A 22,549-nucleotide genomic window follows, 5' to 3' on the forward strand; every position below is an offset into this window, starting at 1 on the left:
TCATTGTTTCAGCGTGAATATTTTTATCTTTTTCGTGCATATTCACGTTTTAGCCACAACCTTTTCGCTCAATATTGCATCGAGGTTTTGAATGAATGTATCCGCCGGCTTCCAGTGATATACCCCACGATCGGACTGTCCATCCATACCACGAAGATACAAATAACTCGCCCCACCCAAATGCTGCGTCATATCATAGTCTTTCATTACGGCTTTCAAATAACGATGCAGGGCCACCAAATATAAAGCCGCCTGCAACCAGTAACTAGAATGACTCATACTTTCTCGAATATAGGTATGATCATAATGTGCGGTCTGATCGCCTAAGAAATTACTTTTATAATCGGCAATGTGATAGCGCTGACCATCAAAATACACCAAGTCAATCGACCCCGTCAGATAGCGTGCTGTAAACACATCATTCAAATCTTGTATCTGTAAATCTGGCTCATTCAGGCGTTCAAATAGCAAGCGTATTTTACGTATCGCCAATGCACGATCTGCCATACTTAAATGAAAGTCCATTTCTGAACGATATTCGCCATCATTTAACTGATGCAAGCTAAAACCATCATGCAATGGTGTATGAATAATTTGACTGTACCATTCCTGCATTTCTTCAATCAGTTCAGCTTCATCTTGCTCAGGGTTTGCCGTTTGCCCGAACTGTTTTATCAAGTTTTGCAACATTTGCGGCGAATCAAACTCAACATCACTATGAAAGCGCGAAGCGATGGCTTTGGCCAACTTCTCTTCTGGGGTACTAAATCGAACTTTTTCCATCAATTTATGCAAGAAACTTCCGGGCTTGGTTCCCTTTGGAAAATGCCGTTTAATCCAGCTAATTTTCTCTGCAGTGTCTGCTTCAATAATTTCAAGCTGTTCAACCTCATCGGCAGCACTGTCTTCTTGTTCGGTCATTACCGCTGCCAGTTGGTCACGTTGTATGTGCGCCTTATGCGCCGTGCGCGTGAGCGCGGTAAAACTGGTGGTTTCCCGTGGATAAAAATGGCTGTTAGGAATCTCTTCCGCCTCTAATACAACAGCTTCAACCTGAGTCTGAGTCAAAATCGGTGGTGCTGCACGCAAGACATCAGCATCCGCACTATCTGCATGTTGGAACAGATCTGGTGCACTTCCACGCCAAAATGTCAGTCCTGAGCGTGCTTCTGCCAATTGTTTCTTTTCGACTTCATGATGACGTAGCACGGCATAAACACGATAACTGGCACGGGTCAACGCCACATACCACAAGCGATGATGCTCTGCTTCATTACGCGCATCATTTTGTTGAATATCATCTTCGGGTAAGTCCGAAGACTTCACGGCAATCACACGTTCTAACCCTAGGCTTTTTTGCTGATTGTCTTTAAGGGAAAAATTCAAATTACCTTTTTCACTTAAGCCCGCATTTGCTCCCAATAAAAACACACAACCAAATTCTAAGCCTTTGGATGCATGAATCGTCATCAGTTGCACCCCCAATTGCCCAGTCAATTTACGCTCTTGGGTACTTTCATTATTGATGCCTAAATTGATTTGGCGAATAAACCATTGATAGAGCTTATGCGCACCCGTGTAGTGTTCACTTTGCTGACTTAATAATTCTGCGATATGGCGTAAATTCACCACTGTGCGTTCATTATCTCGACTTTGCCCAGCCACCAAACGTGTCCACACCTGAAAAACCGTCATGCAGCTATTCCACGCGCTGCGGAATCCTTGCTCATTCCAAATTTGTCGGATCTGTTCGAGTTTTTCGATGATTTCGCTCAGTCCATCCGCTTGCTGTTCGAGTGCGACCAGTTGTTTCAGATCAAAACCCAATAAACGGCTCAGCAGCGCACGTTTCACCTTGGCTTCTTGATAAGGATTTAAAATCGCAGTCAGCAAAGCGGCAACATCTTGTGCGACGGAACTTTTATAGACACTGTCCCGAGAGGCTTTATAACAAGGAACGCCCAGCTGTAATAAACATTGTTGTACTTGCTCTAAGTCGAAATGGTTTTGCCCCAAGACCGCAATATCGTTTGCTGTCAGTGCTCGCTGGGTATTGTTGTCTTGAAAATATAAATGTCCTTGCTGAGCTTGGTTGAGCAATGACTGAATCTGCCAAGCCACTTGCTCTGCTTCATTCAACGTTTCATCCAAAGCCAACCAACGCAGCGGTTTTGGATTGACTTGCTCATGATCAATCAGCGGAGGATGCTCGCGCTCACCTGCTTGAATCGGGGTGTATTCAACTTGCTCACCAAAGTCCATTTGCCGATGAAACAAGGCATCCACCACTTCAACCAAGTTTTTGACTGAACGATGGTTTTTGTTCAAGGTATAACAACGCCCACCCTTGGCTTGAATATCATGACGCGCTTTACGATAGGTCAGCATGTCACCGCCACGGAACCCATAAATCGCCTGTTTGGGGTCGCCGACCATAATCATACAGCCCTGATGTAAGCGCTCCTTGACCCGCCAAATGCTAGAAAGCATGTCATCTTGATCTTGGTTGGTATCTTGAAATTCATCGACTAAAATCAGTGGATATCGTGCTAAAACATGGGCAGCAAAACTGTCTTTCCCTGCTGCTGAGCTTTGCTGTAAGGCTTCCGATAAGGTCCGAATTTGTTGTGAAAAGGTGGTTTCCCCAGCGTGGGACAACACTTGAGGCAAACGCTTTTTAACTTCCTGCGCCAAATAAAAATTTAGATATTGTTCTGCTTGATTGATATGTTCATAAGCGCTGAGTACCGCTCGGAGTTGTTGAATAAAAGCATGTTGATAAAATTCTTTTGAGACATCCGGCTGTTCCTCAACTATTTTGTCTTTAAAGACACGTGGCTTAAATTCAGTTTTATTCGGATCATAAAACAATGAACGAATGGCTTTCATCGTCGGTTGTAACACGTCGGACTGAGTCAAAACCCCTTGGCTACCCGCAGCTTCAAAGTGCTGTAAAAACTCGGGAATGCGTGTGTTAAAGGTGACAAAAAATGCCCCTTTATTAAAACGTCGAGCGTCCACTAGGTTTTTATAATGACTTGCGGCATCAAAACACGCTGCAAGTTCTACACGAGCAGCAGGCAGCATTTGCGCAAGCTGATGACACATCGCTTCAAAAAGCGCTAAGGCATTTTCAGGTAATTCAGGGACGCGCAAATCCACCGATGGGAAGTTTAGACTTTCCTTTACCACGCCCAGATAGTATTCAGGGCCTTTCAACTGATGATTCAACATCAAATATTCAATCAAATGTGCAGGCTGCTGCTGAATCCAATCTCTTAATAAATCATGAATGATCCGTTCAATATGCAGATCTTCATCATCACTGATTTGCACCTGTTCGATGCGACCACTTTCAAAGGCAAATTCACGTAATAACTTTTGACTAAAGCTGTCCAAGGTCCCAACAAACAATTCTTCATATTGTTGTAAGACCACGTTCAGACGATTGTAGGCATAATCTAAATGATGCCCATGATCTTTCAACACCTGCTGATACAACGGGTCACTCAAACTTTGCTGAAGTTCGGCCAATTCATCTTGAGAAGCCGCGAGCAGGCCATAAATAAAGTCACGGGTTTCTTCAATCCGCAGTCGTACTCGCGCTTTGAGTTCCGCTGTAGCCTTACGTGTAAAGGTGGTGGCAATGACCTGATTCGGCATATAGCGATCGAGAAAAATCCGTACCATCAAACTGGAAAGCGTATAGGTTTTACCAGTACCCGCAGAAGCTTCAATCCAATGCAGCCCAGTAAAGCTCATGTCTGCAATCGGGTTGGTGGACATTTTCATCGTTTGCTGTGGCATATTCATTTTTTCACCTCAGGCTTGATGACATTGAGTTTTTTTAGGCCGTCATCCGCCTCGGTATCCATCACATGATATAAACGTTCTGCATAATAACGACAGGACAATGCCAGAAGCTCATCTGCCGCTTGTTGCTGTAAAATAAAGCTCCAATCACGATGGTGGCTATTGGCTTCATTCGACTCCAACTCCACTCCACCAAAACTATGATTTTTCAGCCATTCCTCTTGAAGCTTTGCAAAATTATCTGGCATGAGTTGGCCTGTTTCATTTTCCACCCAAGTGCATTTTTCTTGGCGAATTAAGGCAGCAGGCAGCACCACAGGACGTTTTTGTGCATGTTTCCACATCGCCACCCACTCACTGAGCTGTAGCTTGGCTTGTGCAGAGCTTAATCCACAACAAACAATGCTTTTATCATTACAAATTACTTCACGACGATACGTCGCGCCCTCATCGCCTAAGTCTAGATAGCTCAACCACAGTAGGTATTCGAGCCACGTTTGCGTCTGACGTTTAGGCTTTGCCCCAGATGCCATACAACTTAACCAATGCATACTCTGAGGGTCTTCAGGCACAGTGATACTCAGTATCAAATGCGGTTCAAGCTGTAGGTTTTGTAAGGTGGTCGCGGTTACACGGCGTCCATCTAAACGCGCTAATAACTGTGCCTGCTCTTGCAAACTGAGCTTCCAAGTCGCTATTTGGCTATGTCCCACAGGCAGAACATCTTGGAACAAGGCCATGTCCGGTTCAGTTAGAGTCGTAGAGTTCTGATCCTCAGCTTGATCGACACGAGATGCAGGCTGTACATAATGCTTTTGCAATAAGTCACGGACATGATATTGCTGGAACCGGTCAAGCAATAAAGGCTCTTGCTGCGGCAATTGGTCACCAGTATAGACACTGGCCACGCCAAGCGTTTTCAAATATGCACGGGCAGGAAACACCACATCTTTAATCCATTCCTGACCATCTAATACCCGTACTTCTTGTTCATCATGCACAGGATAATCACGGTTAATCCACGATTGGCGTTGCCCCGGCTGATCTAGAATATGTTCCGCCACAGCAAACCATTGATCTTTATATCGTAGGTTTTTCGACTGCTGAAAACCCATCGGATCAAAAGGCTGCAAAGGATAAATATGGTATAGCGGTTCGAGTTGTTGTGGAATGCGTAAGCCATCCAAATCCAACATGGCATCATGGGGTTGGTTCAATTGCTGCGGCTGAATCATTCGTGCGAGGAATTGGCTAAATTCATAAATCACGGAGGATGGCTCTCGACTTTCACCATCATTGACATCAAAGCCATTATAGAAAATCCACAAGGACTGTCGGGCAAATAATAAGGCATCTAAAAATGCACCTTTATCATCTTCCAAACGTGAGCGATCACCCAATACCGGTTTAAACACATCCATCAAATCAAAAGGCACTTGCTGATCACGACGCGGAAATTTGCCGCTATCCATGTTCATCAACACCACCAATGAAAATGGGACTTGGCGGATTTTCCCCATATCCGCAAAGGTCACTGACCCTGTCGGTTCGATCTGATCGGCAGAGCTATCGATGCCTTGTTGTATTTCTTTGAGCAGCAAAGATAATGGTAAATTAAAACTGTTTGGGAGCGACTCAACTTTATCACTTTGAGCATTGTGCAGACGTTGCGTCATCGCACGCATCACACTGCGAATGGTTTCAAATGCTCGACCACTGGCTTCTACAAAAGGCTTTAAATCTGCATCTAATTGTTGCAACCACACTTTGACCGTCTGTGTGCTGAGATTCGGATTGAGCCAATCCCGACGTGCACTGATATCTCGGTAGATCTGAATTAAAGTTTGCACCAACTCAAAATCACTACTCAACACCCCTGCAAAACTTAAGGTGTCCTCAAATACGGCATGCTGTGGTATCGCAATCCCTAACGCTAAACGGTCTAATGCAAATTTAAAGGTATAACGATAATCTCGGTCTTGCTCAGACAAATAAGCCAACATGTGCTGTTCGTCTAAACCGCGACGGAAACCGGCTTGAATCAGCAGTTCCATCATACGTTCCATTTGCACATGGTCGAGCTGATACAGTTCTTGCACCGCATTCAAATTCAGCCAATCATGAAAATCTTCTGCGGTAAAACGGCCTTGGCTAATTTCAATGCGTCCAACAAAGGCTTGCCATGCATTTTGAATATCTTGGCTGACCACCCCTGCAATTTTGACTGGGATATAAGGTAAATCCACAGCACTGCGTCCCATGCCACGAGTCGTCGAAAAGACCGTCCGAATATGCGGTTCCAGTTCTTTTAAATTCGGCACCAAGACCAAGATATCACTCGGATGGCGTGGCTCCTGTTCTGTGCCTTCGGCCAACCAATGTACCAACTGCTCCCGTAAAACCTCTAACTGACGCTGGCTAGAATGACAGACATGAAATTGAATCGATTCATCTGAGCCCGCGAGTGCATATTGATGCTGCTCGGGTTCTTCTAAGGTCATGATGTCATATTGAATTTGAGCAAGCAGCGTTGTCGGCTCGGTGTCTGGAAAAATATCTTCCCAGCCTTCGCCACCAGACATATTCACCAATAATGCAAAATTATCCCGCGCGCGTTTACCTAAACGCGTCAATAATGAATGCTGTGATTCACGAAATTCCGCATTGGTCGTACTCAAATAGGCCTGAATTTGCACCGTGCTAACATTGGGATTTCGCTCAATATAACGCTGTTGTAATTTCAGGTTATAACGATCTTTCCAAACGGGATCGACCATGTCTGCCCAATACTCACGCGATGGGTTGAAATACAACAGATGTACTTCGGTATACGCCGCCAAACGATATAAAAATTTCAGTTGTGCAGGGGGTAATTCTAAGGTCGTAAAGACAAAAATCTGTTCAGGCAAACCGTTATAGGTTTGGTGACGCTCATCATCATCGCGTTCATCATCCTCAGCATCCAAATCAAACTGCTGCTGCCGATTTTGCTCAGCATGCGCCAAGGCAAACCAAAATTTATTGTCTATTTCCTGACGGTCATTAAAGTCTTTTTGGAATACTTGATGCCACAGCCAACGCTGCCAATGCTCCAGTTGTCGAGCCTGAGTCGGTAGATATTCATCGGCTTGTTCTGGTTTCAAACCTGTGAGTTGCATGATATTTAACGGCTGGTTGTGACTCCACGCTTTTAGCCAGTCGGTATCGCAATGTGGACAAACCCAGTGCTCAACACCTTCATCTGGGGTATGAATACAACTGCCACGAAAGGCCATGTAGTTGGTAAAAAGCCGAGTGACTTGAGCAGCGATCCAGTACAACATTTCTTGGCGCTTTTGCTCACGTTTTTTTCGATCTGAAAGCTGTGCTGTACTGTCAAAAATACGCTGGACTAAGGGCTGCACATCTGTCGGAATCTGTGCTGCATCAAACTGATCAGCCGCAATAAAAACCGCTAAAGCATTATAAATACGCCATTGCATAATCAACGGCGGCATGTTGATACCTTTAATCCGCTCACGGTCTTGTTTATTCGGCAAGGCCCAATCGTAGGCTTTCCACTGCAACCCTAAAATTTTACGATGATGCTTAATATTGGCACTAATACTGATTTTTTCAGCAATTTGCTTTTCTAACCATGCAGCAATGGCTTGATCTGGCACCACGATATGTCGTTCTTGCAAGACGGACAAAGCATTGGTCGATTGATTCGATTTTAATTTTTCGATCAGACAATCCACCAAAACTTCGATTCGTTGACTTTGAATTACATGTATTGCCATGGATTACCTATACAGCCTGCGTGACCAACTACTACAAAACAACAATGATTATTTACTATACATCTTGGGCTGTCTATGCGACTTTGACAAGAGAATAGATTGCAAAAAATGCTTTTAAACAAGTATCTTAATGATACTTTATGAGAAAAAAACCAATCCAGTATCAAGGGTATCTGCTTATGAAAATTGATAACATTCCTGATTCCATCGACCCTAACTTAAATCTGGAAATTATTCGCGCTGAATGCTTAGAGCTCGTGAAAAAACGTGCTTATTTTTCAGCAGGTGCAGCCATTATTCCTGTTCCATTTTTGGATGTGGTGATTGACGTCGGAATTTTGTCACAGCTCATTCCAGAAATTAATGCGCGTTTTGGTTTAGCGCCAGATCAAATTAGTGTGTATGACCCGAAAACCAAACAGATTCATTGGACAGAACTGCGTAAACGTGGGGTCGAATTTTCTGGCTTAGTGGTTGCACGAACCGCGATGAAAAAATCGCTGAATAACATTGCAGCAAAATATATTACCAAACAAGTGACCAAATTTATTCCACTAGGTGGACAATTGGTGGCAGCCAGTTTGGGTTATATCGTGATGAAAAAAGTCGCTGAAACCCATGTAGAAGAAAGCTACCAATTGGCGAAGCGTATTCAACAGAAATTTCCGAACCAACCTGTCCCAACGCCGAACAATGTTTAACGGCGATATCTAGCGCATCAACATAGTTTACAAATCAAAGTGATCTAAACCATAGATCTAAAGATGAAGTAGATCTGAAAATGAGCTAGTTTTGAAAATGAAAAAAGCCACGAATATCGTGGCTTTTTTCATGCATTTAATCTGCTTTCAATTGCGCTAAGATCGTCTCTAATACCTGTAATCGCGCACTGTGTTTATCATTAGTGGCGATCACATGCCACGGCGCATATTCTGTATCCGTGCGTTGCAACATATCTGCAGCAGCTTTGAGATAGTCATCCCAACGGTCACGATTTCGCCAGTCATCTGGAGTAATTTTAAAACGCTTATGCGCGGTTTCTTCTCGAGCTTTAAAGCGTGCAGCTTGCTCATCCTTTCCTATGGCTAACCAGAACTTGATGACCACCGTTTGACTGTCATATAAGTCCTTTTCAAAACGGTTGATTTCATCATACGCCCTCTGCCATTCAACCGTATTGGCAAAGCCTTCAATTCGCTCAACCAAAACGCGACCATACCAGCTGCGGTCAAAAATTGTGATTTTTTCTTCAGGAAGAATTTTATTCCAAAAGCGCCATAAGTATGGACGGCGTAACTCATATTTTTCGGGGGCTGCAATGGTATGAATTTCATATTCGCGCGGGTCCAACTTTTTGACGATGCGTTTAATTGCCCCGCCTTTTCCTGCGGCATCCATCCCTTCAAAGACGATCACCACATTGCGTGAATCAAAACGTAAAGCTTCAGCCACCTTACGGCTTAACTTTTTTAATTCTTTTTTATAATCAGCTTCATCAGCGACGGCAGTGCTGGGTTCCAATAACGCCTGTGTGGTTTTGGCTTGTTTCCAACGCCCGACCGCCGTGGTTTCATGTGCTGGACAATGTTTTAAGGTCCGTAAAATATGCTGTGCAAATTGTTGATCACGGACTTGCTCATCTTCACAGTCGATGATGACCCAGTCATGACTAAAACGCTGACGTAAACGTTGTAGGTTGTCATATTGTTTTTTATTGCGCCAATCTAAACCATGCAATTTATGCCAACGCGCTTCACTCGGGTCCATTTCATCCAAGCGCTTTTGTAAGGATTTCCAAGATAAATCGAACCAGACCTTAATCACATCGACATGATTATTTTTTAGGTCTTGTTCATAGGCCCGCATGTTCTCAACATATTCATCAAATAAGGTTTCATCCAAAGGCTTTGACACATGCATGGCGGTACTGAGCAAATCACTGTACCAGTTTCCAAACATCACCATGATTTGCCCTTCGGCAGGAATAAACCGTGCATAAGACTGCCAAAAGGTTTGCTTTTGATTAAACATGATCGGGGCATCCGCTTTCACCCTTAAATAGCGTGGATCAACCCATTCACGGAGCTGTTTGACAGCCTCACCCTTACCCGCAAGCTCTATTCCACTGACTAAAATCAACACGCTTTTGGCATTGGGCTGACGGCTGGTATTTTTTAGTTGATACTGCGCTTCAATCAACTCAACCGAGAGTTGTTCTTCATCCATCAATTGAAATTCTGTTTCTTTTAAGCTCATGGCGGACCCTTGGTTTTATTCTGTTTTGAGTATAACCATGCCGTTCATCCCACAACAATGCTTTCATGTATATGCTGAAATGCAAAATATGACCGTTTCTGCAACAAACTGACTCAGATTGACCTGTAATTTCGTCACTTTGTCATAGCCCTAAGCTCCAACACCCACTAAGATTCAAACATCTAAAAAATAATTGAGACACTCAATGTCCAAACTTGCGGTATTAGATGATTTACTTGAACTGTATTACCAGTTGAATTACCACAAAAAGCCAGAAATTTTACAGCGTTTACAAGATGTCCAGCAGTGGCAAAAACAGCGCATGCAACGTACGCATGCTGTGCAATTTGCTGAAAAACACAATGTACTGATGTCTGAGTATTTTATTAACCGTTTATATGGCGGCCCTGATTTCGATGCATTAGCTGCACAAATTGCGCGTCTCACCCGCTATGCACATAAAGCAGAAAAACTGATTCCAGACAATGCCATTAAGACCGGCACTTCGGGCGTACAACTTGCAATATTGGCCGTACAGCTCGATGAGCAAGTGGCCATGCAATTGCTGCAAGATTATCCAACCAACCCAACCCTGACCGATGAAATGATGCGCCAGACCTATCTCAAGCTCGATCAGGGCAAAGACCGCATGTTGCAGCTGCAACTGCTGGACGATTTAGGTCGTAATTTAGATAAATACATGCGCTCATTTATGGTCTATACCGCCTTTAAAATGTGTAAGGGCGCAGCAAACAAATACAATTTCGAAGTGATGTACGACTTTATGCAAGATGGCTTCTTGGCGATGAAACCGCTCAAGTCAGCAGAAAAATTTGTCCGCGAATTTACCGCTGTAGAACGCCAAATCGTTGACCGTGTACATGCCGGTGACCCGAACCCGTTTCAGCCTGCGGCTTAACAAAACTCACATCCCATAAAGCCCATGTTTGATATAAAACAAACTGGGCTTGCAAGACTGAATTCAGATTTTTTATAGAGGATTTGCAAAGCAATTACAGCAGACCCTTATTTTTTCTGTATATTATTCACAACAAATGCAAATGACTGCTGTATAACAACAGAGAATCTGTCATCATGCTTGCAAAGCAACATTAACCCTATTTATAAGTTAGGAGTGACTCTAATGTCTAACGAGAATCAAACGCCTGCCCCTACACCTGAGTCGGCACAAAATACAGACAAAGTGAGTCCATTCTTAACTGAGCCTTTACCACAAGGGACAGCGCAAGGTCAGCAACAATCTTTAGAACAACGTCTGACCGACACACCTGTGACAGGTTCAGTACCCAAATATAATCTGCCACGTGGTGCAAACACTGGTAACGTCGGAGCAACCACGCACTTTGGTTATCAAACCGTGAGCAGCGAAGATAAAGCGCAAAAAGTTGCTGAAGTGTTCCACTCCGTGGCTGCAAAATACGACATCATGAATGACTTAATGTCATTTGGTATTCACCGTCTATGGAAACGTTTTGCCATTAACATGTCAGGTGTACGTCGTGGTCAACACGTTCTGGATATTGCAGGCGGTACAGGCGACCTTGCCAAAGTGTTCAGCCGTGAAGTTGGCCCGACAGGTCATGTGGTGCTTTCAGACATTAATGAATCGATGCTCAATGTCGGTCGTGACCGCCTCATTGATGCTGGTTGTACCAATGTCGATTTCGTTTTGGCCAATGCTGAAACTTTAGAACCTTTTGCAGACAACAGTTTTGACCTATTGACCATTTCATTTGGTCTACGCAACGTGACTGACAAAGATGCTGCGCTAGCTGCAATGTACCGCGTACTTAAGCCAGGTGGTCGTTTACTGATTTTAGAATTCTCTAAACCGGTATTTGAACCATTCTCAAAACTGTATGACTTGTACTCATTCACTGCATTACCGATCATGGGTAAAATCGTAGCGAATGACTCTGAAAGCTATAAATACCTTGCAGAATCAATTCGTATGCACCCAGACCAACGTACTCTTAAAGGTATGATGGAAAATGCAGGCTTCCAAAACTGTGATTACCACAACTTAACGGGTGGTATCGTAGCTGTACACCGTGGTTTCAAACTTTAATACTGCAGGCTGAACTATGTGGTCGATTCTCGCACTTGGTGCAGTTGAACGCTTAATTCATCATGTCATTGATTTGGATGCGATTACTCGCATCCAACTGAATGAATTGCAAGGCAAAATGCTTCGTGTGGTGATTGACTCACCACAATTGTCGGTGGATGTGTTTTTTGACGATCATAAAGTTCGCTTAGAACCGACGCCAACAGGACATACTGAAACCGCATCCATCTTTGAGCAACGCCCTTTCGAGCAGCAGTCAAACATAACTGAAGCAACCGCGACCTTACATGTCAAAACGGTCGTCGAGCTCCTCAAACTGCTGTTGGCTGAAGATGTCGGCAATATCCCATTGCAAGGTGATTATCACTTGTTGCAGGATATCCAGCGCATTATGCAACAAGCTGAGCCTGATTTAGCTTCGCATCTAAGCCCTTGGATTGGTCCAAGCCTTGCGCATGAAATTGGTAAGTTACAACTTGCACCCAAACATCTCAAACGTACTTTACAAAGCCATTTGTTCTTTGCTGAAGATGCGTTAAAAGAAGATTCAGGCTTGCTTGCCCCACGCTGGCAAATGGATGACCTGAATCAAGACACCCGAATTTTGAGTCAAAATCTGGACCGTGCAGAAGCAAAAATTCAGCAGCTGCACAGCCAAATTGACTCATTACAAGACAACACTTAAGACTAGGTAATTGCATATATGATTCCGCACGTTTCACGTTTACTCGACCTTTGGCGCATTGCTGCGCACTATAGACTCGACACGTTGTTTCCTGCGGAAGAATTACCGGAAAAAGCCCGTCATATTCTTTCTTTCATCCGCATGCACCCTGCGGCATGGTCAAGCCGCGAGCGAAAAAATCCGCTCAAGCTCAAAGAAGCCATGGAAGAGATGGGCCCGCTTGCCATTAAAATGGGGCAATTACTGTCTACCCGTCGTGACTTGATTCCACCTGAAGTTTTACAGCAATTGGTGCTTCTACAAGACCGTGTAAAACCTTTTTCGAATGACGTTGCCAAAATGCGCATTCAGGAATCACTCAAAGCGGATGTTAATACCTTATTTGCACGCTTTGACGAGCAGCCTTTAGCCGCAGCATCTATTGCACAAGTGCATACTGCTGCTCTGCATGATGGTCGCGAAGTCGTGGTGAAAGTGACTCGCCCGAATATTCGTAATCAAATTCTGCATGATTTTGAAATTTTAGACTGGCTCGGTCAGTTCCTTGAAAAACGCCTAGAAGCTGCTCGTGCCCTGCATCTGTCCGAAATTATTCAGGACTACCGTCAAATTATTCTCAATGAATTGGATTTGACTTTAGAAGCGGATAACACCCGTCGTATGCGTCATTACTTCACCGGTTCAAGCATGATGTACGTGCCTGAAGTCTATATGGACAGCCGCGATGTCATGGTCGAAGAACGTATCACCGGTGTGCCGATTTCAGATATTGCGACCTTTGATCGTTTGGGCATGGATCGTAAAGATTTAGCTGAAAAAGGGCTCACCATTTTCTTTACCCAAGTGTTCCGCGACAACTTCTTCCATGCAGACATGCATCCGGGGAATGTCTTCGTCGAAACCATCAATCCTAGCAATCCACGCTTTATTGCACTGGACTGCGCGATTATGGGTGAGCTTTCAAAGCACGACCAAATGACCGTCGCACGCATGCTGCTTGCGGTTATGAACAGCGATTTTATGCAGCTGATTCAAATCGTGCATCAAGCGGGTTGGATTCCACCAGGTACAGATCAAGATGCCTTAGCACGTGAAATGCGTCGTACCGTTGGCCCGATGGTCTCTAAACCAATGCATGAATTGGACTTCGCCGGCATCCTGATTCAAGTGATGGATATTGCGCGTCGTTTCCATTTAGAGATTCCGCCACAACTGATGTTGCTGCTCAAAACCTTGGTCCATGTCGAAGGTTTAGGAACTGATCTCTATCCTGAATTGGATATTTGGAGTTTGGCAAAACCAATCCTCACCGATTGGATTAAAGCGCAAATGAATCCGCAGAAAAACTTAAAAGAACTCGGACAAAAAATTCCAGACTTACTTTTAGGTGCGCAAGATTTACCAACGCTGATGATCGACAGTCTGAATGGTTTAAAAAATCAATCGGCTTGGCATGCCAAACAACTGAATGAACTGCAAAGCATGCGCCTGCAAATGGAACATCAGCAAAAACGTAGTTGGGTTTTTGGCAGTATTATGGCCATCTTCCTCTCCATCGCGATAATTGCGCCATGGTATGTTTCCATCGTATTAATTGTACTTTCAAGCTTACTTGCCATTTGGCGTGTGTTTAAATAATCTTTGTGTTTAAATAATCTTGATATATCCATAACTCCTTTAAGCCTTTTAACAATAAAGGGCTTAAAGCTATAAAAACAAAAAATTCAAAAATTTGAATAAGGCTGAACGCCATGTCATACAGTTATTTAGGGGTACTGTATAGTCGAAATCCACTCCGAGCATGTGCAACGGCCTTGCTGTATAGTTTTTCGCCCCTGCTCGATGTGTTGGTTCAATTGAATATGCACATGCCTTTTCTAAACTGGCAACCGACAGCCAACACCACCATGTATCGGATGCAGCATAGCGCTGCATTTTGGTGGATTATTTTCTTCAATGCACTTCCCTGTCTATTCCTACTTTGTTTGCCACAGCAAAAGCTGATGGCAGGGTTAAATTATTGGTTATTAGCTGGGGCCGTGATTTTTATCATTAACCTATTTGCTTGGGCGGTCTTTCCAATGGCGACATGGGCCATCGTCTGCCTCAGTTTGTTTCAATTGCATCGACATAACGAACAATTATTACAGCATTCCTGAGCGACGCCCTGATATGACTGAGAAGTCATTTGTCGTAAGTTTCAGCCATTGGGTCTGTGCAAAAACGCACTAGAATAATTCTACGACTGTATTTTAAGCGACTGCCATGACTCAAATTTTGCAAAAAAGACCGCCTGCGCTCGATATCCGTGCTGGCCATTTAGCCCGCCAACTGATTGAACAAGAGGGTTTAAACGCTGCTCAAGTGGATATCCTGCCCGGTGCTGCTGGTGGCCCGAAAGGCATTGGTATTCAAGGTTTAGATCAGGCGATTTTTGCTGACTTTTTGCCCCGCGCGCAACAAAAGCGTACTTTAATTGGTTCATCGATTGGCAGTTGGCGCTTTGCCAGTATTGCTGCTTGGGGGGCTATCGAAGGGACGAAACGCCTCTCTGAGCTATATACCAATCTGAGCTTTCATAAAAAGATGAGCCGTCAAGAAGTCAGCGATGTGTGTCGTGGCATGCTGATCGATTTGATTCAAGGTCAAGAAGCGGCACTGGTTAATCACCCGGATTATCACCTCACTGTGCTTTCAGTCAAAGCTCAGCATATTTTCCAAAGTGATAAAGCCCTGCCGCTGTTAGCCTCTGTCGCAGGGATCGTGGGCACGACAGCGCTCGCACGTAAACACAGTCGTTATTTCATGCAGCGTGTAATTAGTCAGCCTGTGTCAGGTCATCAATTTACCGTGGCGGATGATGGCTTTACCACGCATTACCATGCATTGACTCAAGACAGTGTCATGCCGTGGCTTATGGCTTCTGCATCTATTCCCGGTGTCATGGCCGCGATACGTGATATCCCTGATGCACCACAAGGCAGTTACCGCGATGGCGGCCTGATTGACTATCATATTGACCTGCCCTTCCAAAGTCAGGGCATCGTGCTGTATCCACATTTCACGGATAGCATCACCCCAGGTTGGTTTGATAAATTATTTAAACGCCAAGCCAATCCTGAAAATCAGGCCCGTACCCTGTTACTGTCGCCTTCACAAGAATACCTTGCAAGCTTGCCGCTTGGCCGACTGCCTGACCGTAAAGACTTTACCCTCAAAGGCTTAGACAACCAACAACGCATTAAAATGTGGAATCAATGTGTGGCTGAAAGTCAGCGTATGGGCGATGAATTTTTGGAGTTGGTTGAAAAGCAACATTTCCCAGCAGTCATGCAAGCACTCTAAGCGTTACAGTAATCTCTTGCGAGGGACGCTATAATCCTTTTTCAGAATTTTGAGCTTATTTAGTATAGATTTATGCGGATATTTTTAACTGTTTTGCAGTATGCCTGCATCGCTTTTGCACTTTTCCTTGTTTATCAAGTGTCAACCGCCTTGATCAGCGGCCAATACGATTTAATGGAAGTGGTGGCAGATGTTGGTACGATTTTAATTTGTATCGATTTGGCGGTGTTTTTATTTACCAGTAATGCAAAACAAGGCATTAGCATCGAAGACTATGCGAAACAATTGGAACAAAAGCCGTCAAAATTGGTATATGTCACCCGTAAATTGGGACATTTCGGTATTTTGCTGATCATTACCAGTTGGATCGTACCGATGATTCGCTAGTGTATTTTAGTTCAATAAAAAGGATCATCATGTATTCATGATGATCCTTTTTTTATGTCATCCGATTTTATTTATCCGAAGAAATTAACCCGTCCAGTTTTTACATCATACACCGCACCAACGATCGCCACTTTGCCTTCATGCACCAACTGCTGTAACACTTCACTATTTTGCAAAATATAGCGGATGTTGTAATGCACATTCATTTGCGTCACTTGCTCTAAAAATGCTGGACTCAGCGTTTGTGGTTGCATCAATTCGGCAACACGCGATACAGACTCATTGAGTGGCCCCAGCACATATTGAATATGCGGCATACGCGTCAAGCTCTGAATTGATTGACCGGCTAAATGCAACTGACAAGCACTGCTAACAGCACCACAGTCCGTATGACCAAGCACCACGATCACTTTGGCACCTTTGGCTTCGCAGGCAAATTCTAATGAACCCAATACTTTTTGCCCTGCGACATTCCCCGCTATGCGTAAACTAAATAAATCACCGATTCCGACATCAAAAATCATTTCAGTCGGTGCACGAGAGTCCATACAACCTAACACTGCCGCAATCGGATGCTGCCCTTCTTCAGCGGTCACCCGCAGTTGACGATAGATATCTCGTTGCAAGCGCTCATTTTGTACAAACCGCTCATTGCCGGCTTTAAGCAAAGTGAGCACGGCCTCTGGCGTCAAACGTTGCTGTAAAGCTGCGGTACTGATGTCAATATCTAATGCCGCCTCCTGCGCATCGGCATAGTGTGCCTTGAAACCAATCAACTGCACTTGCACTTTACGCTGCGCTGCCTTTTCCTGTTGGTACTCTTGAATGAGTTGAAAAATATCAGCATCCATATCACTCACATGTGTGGCATCAATCACCACTTGTTCGCCGCGGCGAATATGTTCCAATGCCGAGATTAATGCCGACCGGTTGAGAAAACTAACTTGTGAAGGCAATTCAATCCGTGTAATCACCCCATGTAAATGATGCTCTTTATACACCTTCAGCCCTTTATTAAAATTGGCGTATAAAATAAAGGCCGCACTACTGGCTAAACCAATCAAAATTCCAAGCAATAAGTCTGTGAATAAAATCGCCAGTAAGGTAATGATAAAAGGAATAAATTGTTTCCAACCTTTTAAATACAGCTGTTTAAACAATTTGGGATGAGTCAGTTTAAAACCTGTGAGGATTAAAATTGCAGCTAATGCTGAAAGCGGAATCATGTTCATCAAAGGCACTAAACACAGCACGGCAAACAAGAGCAAAACGCCATGAAAGATGGCAGAACATTTACTTTTAGCTCCAGCACTGGCATTGACCGAACTACGGACAATTACTGAAGTTAGCGGCATCCCACCTATAGCGCCGGAAACGACATTACCGATGCCTTGCGCCCATAACTCTCGGTTAGGTGGTGAAGAACGCTTATGCGGATCTAATTTATCTGCTGCTTCTAAATTTAATAAAGTTTCTAATGACGCCACGACCGCCAAAGTGATAGCACCCGTGTAAATCAGAGGATTATTTAAAGCGGTCCAATCTGGAAAAATCATCACATTTTGTGGCTGATCCCAAAGATTTGGAAGTTGGATGAGGTTCGATGAATGAACTGCCAAAGGCGACCCACTAAGTACCAACACGGCATTGCACAGTGCAGCAAGAACGACAGCAACCAAGGCTGAAGGCAGAACCCACTTTTTGCATGGGCTCCTCTCCCAAAGCAACATCAGCACAAGGCTACCGATACCGATCAGAACGGCACCGATATCCCATTGCAAATCGAGCGGCTGTGCCTGCCACAGCACTGACCATGAAAATTGGTTCAAGCCAAACAGATAAGGTATTTGACTCCCAATCAAGATCAGCCCGATGGCTGCCAATAAACCAAATATGACATTGTTCGGAATAAAGTTGGCAAAGAAACCGAGCCGAAATATGCCAAATCCAATCTGTAAGATACCGGCAAAAACAATACACAATAAAAAGGCGGCATAGTTGCCGCCGAGTAGTTCAAGCTGTACCAAAATGACTGCTGTTAAACCTGCTGCTGGCCCTGCAACACTGATATGTGAGCCACTCAGTGTCCCAACTAAAATACCACCGACAATGCCGGCAATAATGCCAGAGAGAATCGGTGCGCCAGAAGCCAATGCAATACCTAGACATAGCGGTAAAGCAACAAGAAATACCACAGTTCCAGATAAAAAGTCGTGAATATGAAATCGATGTCGTTCAATTTTAGATGTCATCATTTTACCGTTTATAATAAATATCAAATAATTAGATGTAAGTATGTAAAGCCTAAAGTTTGTGACCACTTTATGGCGTGACATATATTGTCTGACAATCGAATGATTCTATAGTGTGTTTTGATACGTGATTTGTGTGATTTTTACACTTTATTGCGAAGTTTAAGATTCAGCTCATTTATCTTTGATAGGCCTTAAAAGAAATAAAAAAACCTCCCAAATGGGAGGTTTTTTTAACAGTTAAAGATTACTTCGAACCTTTAATCCCTGCTTGTAATAACAACGCACCTAAACCACCAATTTTATTTTCTTGTGGTTTCGCTGTTTGAGGCTTTTTATGACCTTGCGGGCGGTCGCCTTGCGGACGAGCATGCTGTGGACGTTTCGCATGTGGCTTACGCTCACCACGTTGTTCTTGCTGCGCATTGTCACGACGTGGTTGACGTTGTGGTTTCGCTGCAGCAGCACCTTCAGCACGCATAGACAAGTTGACACGGTTACGTTCAACATCGACATTTAGTACACGAACCTGAACAATTTGACCTGGTTTCACGACTTTGTGCGGATCTGCAACAAATTCATTTGCAAGTTCAGAAATATGCACTAAACCGTCTTGGTGTACGCCTACATCCACGAATGCACCGAAGTTCGTCACATTCGTAACCACACCTTCAAGCTGTAAACCTTCAGTCAACTGCGCCACTTCAGTGATGTCTTCACGGAATTTCGCCGTACGGAACTCTGGACGCGGGTCACGACCTGGTTTTTCAAGTTCAGATAAAACGTCCTGAATCGTTGGTAAACCAAATTGGTCATTTACAAATGCTGCTGCATCGACCTGATGGATAATTTCAGTATTACCAATAATATCTTTTACAGTCGTTGCTTTTGCTTCCACAATTTTTGCCACCAAGTCATATGACTCTGGGTGAACTGCAGATGCATCCAATGGTTCAGAACCATCTTGAATACGTAAGAAACCTGCTGCTTGTTCAAAGGTACGTTCGCCTAAACGAGGTACTTTCTTCAAACTTTGACGGTTATCAAAACGACCATTTTCTTTGCGGAATTCAACGATTTGCTGTGCAATCGATTTGTTTAGACCCGCGATATAACCCAAAATAGCAGATGATGCAGTGTTGACATCAACACCTACTGAGTTCACACAGTCTTCCACAACCGCTTCTAGTGTTTTTGCCAAACCGGTTTGGTTCACATCATGTTGATATTGACCCACACCAATCGATTTCGGATCAATCTTCACAAGTTCAGCCAATGGATCTTGTAAACGACGTGCAATCGATACTGCACCGCGGATTGATACATCTAAATCTGGCAATTCGTTTGACGCCAATTCAGATGCTGAGTAAACCGATGCACCTGCTTCAGATACTGACACACGAATCAAGTTCAAGTCTGTATTTGCTGCCATCATTTCAGCCACAACAGCTTCAGTTTCACGGCTTGCAGTACCGTTACCAATGGCAATCAGTTCAACTTTAAACTCACGGCATAGACGGGCAAGCTCAGCCACTGATCCAGCTTTGTCTTCTTTCGGAGCAAATGGGTAAATCGTGCTATGTGCAAGGACATCACCGGATGCATTCACAACAGCCAATTTCACACCCGTACGGATGCCAGGGTCTACACCCAATGTGCAACGTGCGCCTGCAGGAGCAGAAAGTAATAAATGACGTAGGTTTTCAGCAAAGACATCCATCGCTTCAGCTTCAGCAGCCAAACGTTTCTCAGTCAATAATGAATGTTCAATCGCAGGGCGAACTTTACCGAGCCAGAATAATTTTGCAGTTTGTTTTAAGAAATCTGCACGCGCTTGTGGTTGTGCTGTTTCTAAATTGTATTCAGTATCAATACGAGCCAATGGCGCTTCATCTTCACCATCAACTTTTAAGCCCAAGACATTTTCTTGACGGCCACGGAGCATCGCCAGTAAACGGTGTGAAGGGACTTTGTTTAAGCTTTCAGAGAAATCAAAGTAATCACGGAATTTTTTACCGACTTCTTTTTTCTCATCGCTTGCAACTAAACTTTTCAACACTGCAGTTTTCGCAAATGTCGCTTTTAGCTCAGTGGTTAATGCAATATTTTGTGCCCAGTCATCAATTAAAATGTGTTGAATCGCATCCAATTGGCTTTCAACATCAGCATAATCTTCATGACTAAAACCAGCTAAAGCTTCGGTTGGATCAACCGCTTCATTAAAGATTTTTTCAGCGATTGGGCCTAAACCGGCTTCTTTGGCTTTAAATGATTTACTGGTACGTTTTGGACGGTACGGCGCGTAAATCTCTTCTAAAGCATTTTTCGTTTCTGCTGCATTCACGCGAGCAAGTAAGTCATCAGATAACTTGTTTTGTTCTTTTAGAGATTCGATTACCTTTTCACGGCGCTCAAATAAATCACGCAGGTAAGTCAGACGTGTATCGAGCTGACGTAATTGAGTATCGTCCAGACCTTGCGTCACTTCTTTACGGTAACGTGCGATAAATGGAACACTGGCACCTTCATCAATGAGCTTGATGGCAGCTTCAATTTGATTTGGACGTACGGCAATTTCTTTTGCCAACTGCTGAACTAAGTCAGTCATCGTATTAGATCCCTGCAAGGATAAGTTCTAAAAGCCATGATTATAAAGACCAAGACCATAAAATCCACAATTGTTTTTATAAATTTATTCGTGGTTTTTAATGCCAATTCATCTCAAATACACATTTTTTTACGAAACTGACTATGAAACAGCAAATTAGAGAGACTTAGACAAGCAAACTGATTCGAACAACATGTATACATTTGGTATCTATGTCTTGATTTTAACTGCAATATTTGTTGCTTTAGAGCATAGTAAATTTATATAAATGAATCGTATACTCAAGTGAAATCGACTTTTTGTTTACGATGACAATAAAGAATAAGGAGCACGTCATGAGTTTAGTTGTACCTGCTGAAAAAACAGATGCCGTACAAGCCGAAACCGACCGAGTCGAACGCATTCTGGTTGTCGATGATGATGTGCGTCTACGCACCCTCTTACAACGCTTCCTAGAAGATAAAGGTTTTGTGGTCAAAACCGCACATGATGCGACTCAGATGGATCGTCTGTTGCAGCGGGAACTCTTTTCCCTGATTGTGCTCGACTTTATGTTGCCTGTTGAAGATGGCTTGAGTATTTGCCGCCGTCTGCGCCAATCTAGCATCGACACCCCAATCATTATGCTGACCGCTCGTGGTAGCGATTCAGACCGTATTGCTGGACTTGAAGCTGGTGCAGATGACTATTTACCAAAACCATTTAACCCGAATGAGCTATTAGCTCGTATTCGTGCGGTACTACGTCGCCAAGTGCGTGAAGTGCCGGGCGCACCAAGCCAACAAATGGAAGTGGTGTCTTTTGGTCCTTGGTCACTCGACCTATCTACACGTACATTAACCCGTGAAGGTCAAGTCGTCACATTGACGACGGGTGAATTTGCTGTACTCAAAGCATTAGTTCAACACCCACGTGAACCACTCACACGCGACAAGTTAATGAATCTTGCTCGTGGTCGTGAATGGGGCGCGATGGAACGTTCAATCGACGTTCAGGTTTCTCGCCTACGTCGTTTGGTTGAAGAAAACCCAGCACGTGCACGCTATATCCAAACTGTTTGGGGCGTAGGTTATGTCTTTGTTCCAGATGGTGCTGAATAAGCCATATAAATAGTAATAAAAAATTCCGCCGTTCAGTTAGGCGGAGTCTTTTCATTGAACATTGAATTTATCCAATAACCTGCGGTTCGCCTTACTTTTGTTTCGGCAAAAGTAAGCAAAACCATTGTCATACGCAAAACTCGTCTCATTTCTGCTTCATATCAGAATTATCGCAGAAACATAATCTATTCCATGCTTCCTGCCTCGAACAGTTGCGTATGACCTGAACGCG

General features: G+C 43.8%; 14 protein-coding genes. 9 read left to right on the forward strand and 5 right to left on the reverse strand.

Annotated elements, in window-relative coordinates:
• Nucleotides 1-42: 42 nt before the first annotated feature.
• Nucleotides 43-3,813 carry a UvrD-helicase domain-containing protein gene (locus B1202_RS06755; RefSeq protein ID WP_078189797.1) on the reverse strand — a complete coding sequence of 1,257 codons (3,771 nt, stop codon included), beginning with the start codon at nucleotides 3,811-3,813 and terminating at the stop codon, nucleotides 43-45.
• A complete protein-coding gene (locus B1202_RS06760) occupies nucleotides 3,810-7,595 on the reverse strand; it encodes an exodeoxyribonuclease V subunit gamma (protein WP_078189798.1) in 3,786 nt (1,261 codons plus the stop codon). The genes B1202_RS06755 and B1202_RS06760 overlap by 4 nt, the downstream gene beginning before the upstream one ends.
• Before the next feature lie 179 nt (nucleotides 7,596-7,774).
• On the opposite strand from B1202_RS06760, the gene B1202_RS06765 reads away from it, so the two are divergent.
• Entirely contained in the window at nucleotides 7,775-8,296 is a 522-nt protein-coding gene (locus tag B1202_RS06765) for a hypothetical protein (RefSeq protein WP_078189799.1), read from the forward strand.
• 136 nt (nucleotides 8,297-8,432) lie between these two features.
• Here B1202_RS06765 and B1202_RS06770 read toward each other — a convergent pair whose 3' ends face one another.
• On the reverse strand, nucleotides 8,433-9,851 hold the full coding sequence (locus tag B1202_RS06770) for a phosphate--AMP phosphotransferase (protein ID WP_078189800.1): 1,419 nt from the start codon (nucleotides 9,849-9,851) through the stop codon (nucleotides 8,433-8,435).
• 205 nt (nucleotides 9,852-10,056) lie between these two features.
• On the opposite strand from B1202_RS06770, the gene B1202_RS06775 reads away from it, so the two are divergent.
• The 7 genes from B1202_RS06775 (at nucleotide 10,057) to B1202_RS06805 (ending at nucleotide 16,357) form a co-directional block, all read left to right on the forward strand.
• Entirely contained in the window at nucleotides 10,057-10,770 is a 714-nt protein-coding gene (locus tag B1202_RS06775; RefSeq protein ID WP_078189801.1) for an FFLEELY motif protein, read from the forward strand.
• Between the two features lie 225 nt (nucleotides 10,771-10,995).
• Nucleotides 10,996-11,940, forward strand: a complete 945-nt coding sequence (ubiE, locus tag B1202_RS06780; RefSeq protein WP_078189802.1) for a bifunctional demethylmenaquinone methyltransferase/2-methoxy-6-polyprenyl-1,4-benzoquinol methylase UbiE — start codon at nucleotides 10,996-10,998, stop codon at nucleotides 11,938-11,940.
• 16 nt (nucleotides 11,941-11,956) lie between these two features.
• Nucleotides 11,957-12,625 (forward strand): ubiquinone biosynthesis accessory factor UbiJ, encoded by a 669-nt coding sequence (locus B1202_RS06785; protein WP_078189803.1) that lies wholly within the window; start codon nucleotides 11,957-11,959, stop codon nucleotides 12,623-12,625.
• 18 nt (nucleotides 12,626-12,643) lie between these two features.
• On the forward strand, nucleotides 12,644-14,263 hold the full coding sequence (locus B1202_RS06790) for an ABC1 kinase family protein (protein WP_078189804.1): 1,620 nt from the start codon (nucleotides 12,644-12,646) through the stop codon (nucleotides 14,261-14,263).
• Between the two features lie 113 nt (nucleotides 14,264-14,376).
• Nucleotides 14,377-14,784: a hypothetical protein gene (locus B1202_RS06795; protein ID WP_143221584.1), complete on the forward strand. Its 408-nt coding sequence runs from the start codon at nucleotides 14,377-14,379 to the stop codon at nucleotides 14,782-14,784.
• Nucleotides 14,785-14,890: 106 nt separating this feature from the next.
• Complete coding sequence (locus B1202_RS06800) at nucleotides 14,891-15,970, forward strand: patatin-like phospholipase family protein (RefSeq protein WP_078189806.1); 1,080 nt, start codon at nucleotides 14,891-14,893, stop codon at nucleotides 15,968-15,970.
• 72 nt (nucleotides 15,971-16,042) lie between these two features.
• Nucleotides 16,043-16,357 (forward strand): hypothetical protein, encoded by a 315-nt coding sequence (locus B1202_RS06805; RefSeq protein WP_078189807.1) that lies wholly within the window; start codon nucleotides 16,043-16,045, stop codon nucleotides 16,355-16,357.
• 71 nt (nucleotides 16,358-16,428) lie between these two features.
• Here B1202_RS06805 and B1202_RS06810 read toward each other — a convergent pair whose 3' ends face one another.
• Both B1202_RS06810 and B1202_RS06815 read right to left on the reverse strand, forming a co-directional pair.
• Nucleotides 16,429-18,609 carry a SulP family inorganic anion transporter gene (locus B1202_RS06810; protein ID WP_078189850.1) on the reverse strand — a complete coding sequence of 727 codons (2,181 nt, stop codon included), beginning with the start codon at nucleotides 18,607-18,609 and terminating at the stop codon, nucleotides 16,429-16,431.
• 247 nt (nucleotides 18,610-18,856) lie between these two features.
• On the reverse strand, nucleotides 18,857-21,217 hold the full coding sequence (locus tag B1202_RS06815) for a Tex family protein (RefSeq protein WP_078189808.1): 2,361 nt from the start codon (nucleotides 21,215-21,217) through the stop codon (nucleotides 18,857-18,859).
• Nucleotides 21,218-21,552: 335 nt separating this feature from the next.
• Here B1202_RS06815 and ompR point away from each other — a divergent pair, with 335 nt between their 5' ends.
• Complete coding sequence (gene ompR / locus B1202_RS06820) at nucleotides 21,553-22,317, forward strand: two-component system response regulator OmpR (RefSeq protein WP_078189809.1); 765 nt, start codon at nucleotides 21,553-21,555, stop codon at nucleotides 22,315-22,317.
• The last annotated feature ends 232 nt before the right edge of the window (nucleotides 22,318-22,549 follow it).

This window comes from Acinetobacter amyesii (genome assembly GCF_002018365.1).
GTDB classification, from domain to species: Bacteria; Pseudomonadota; Gammaproteobacteria; order Pseudomonadales; family Moraxellaceae; genus Acinetobacter; species Acinetobacter amyesii.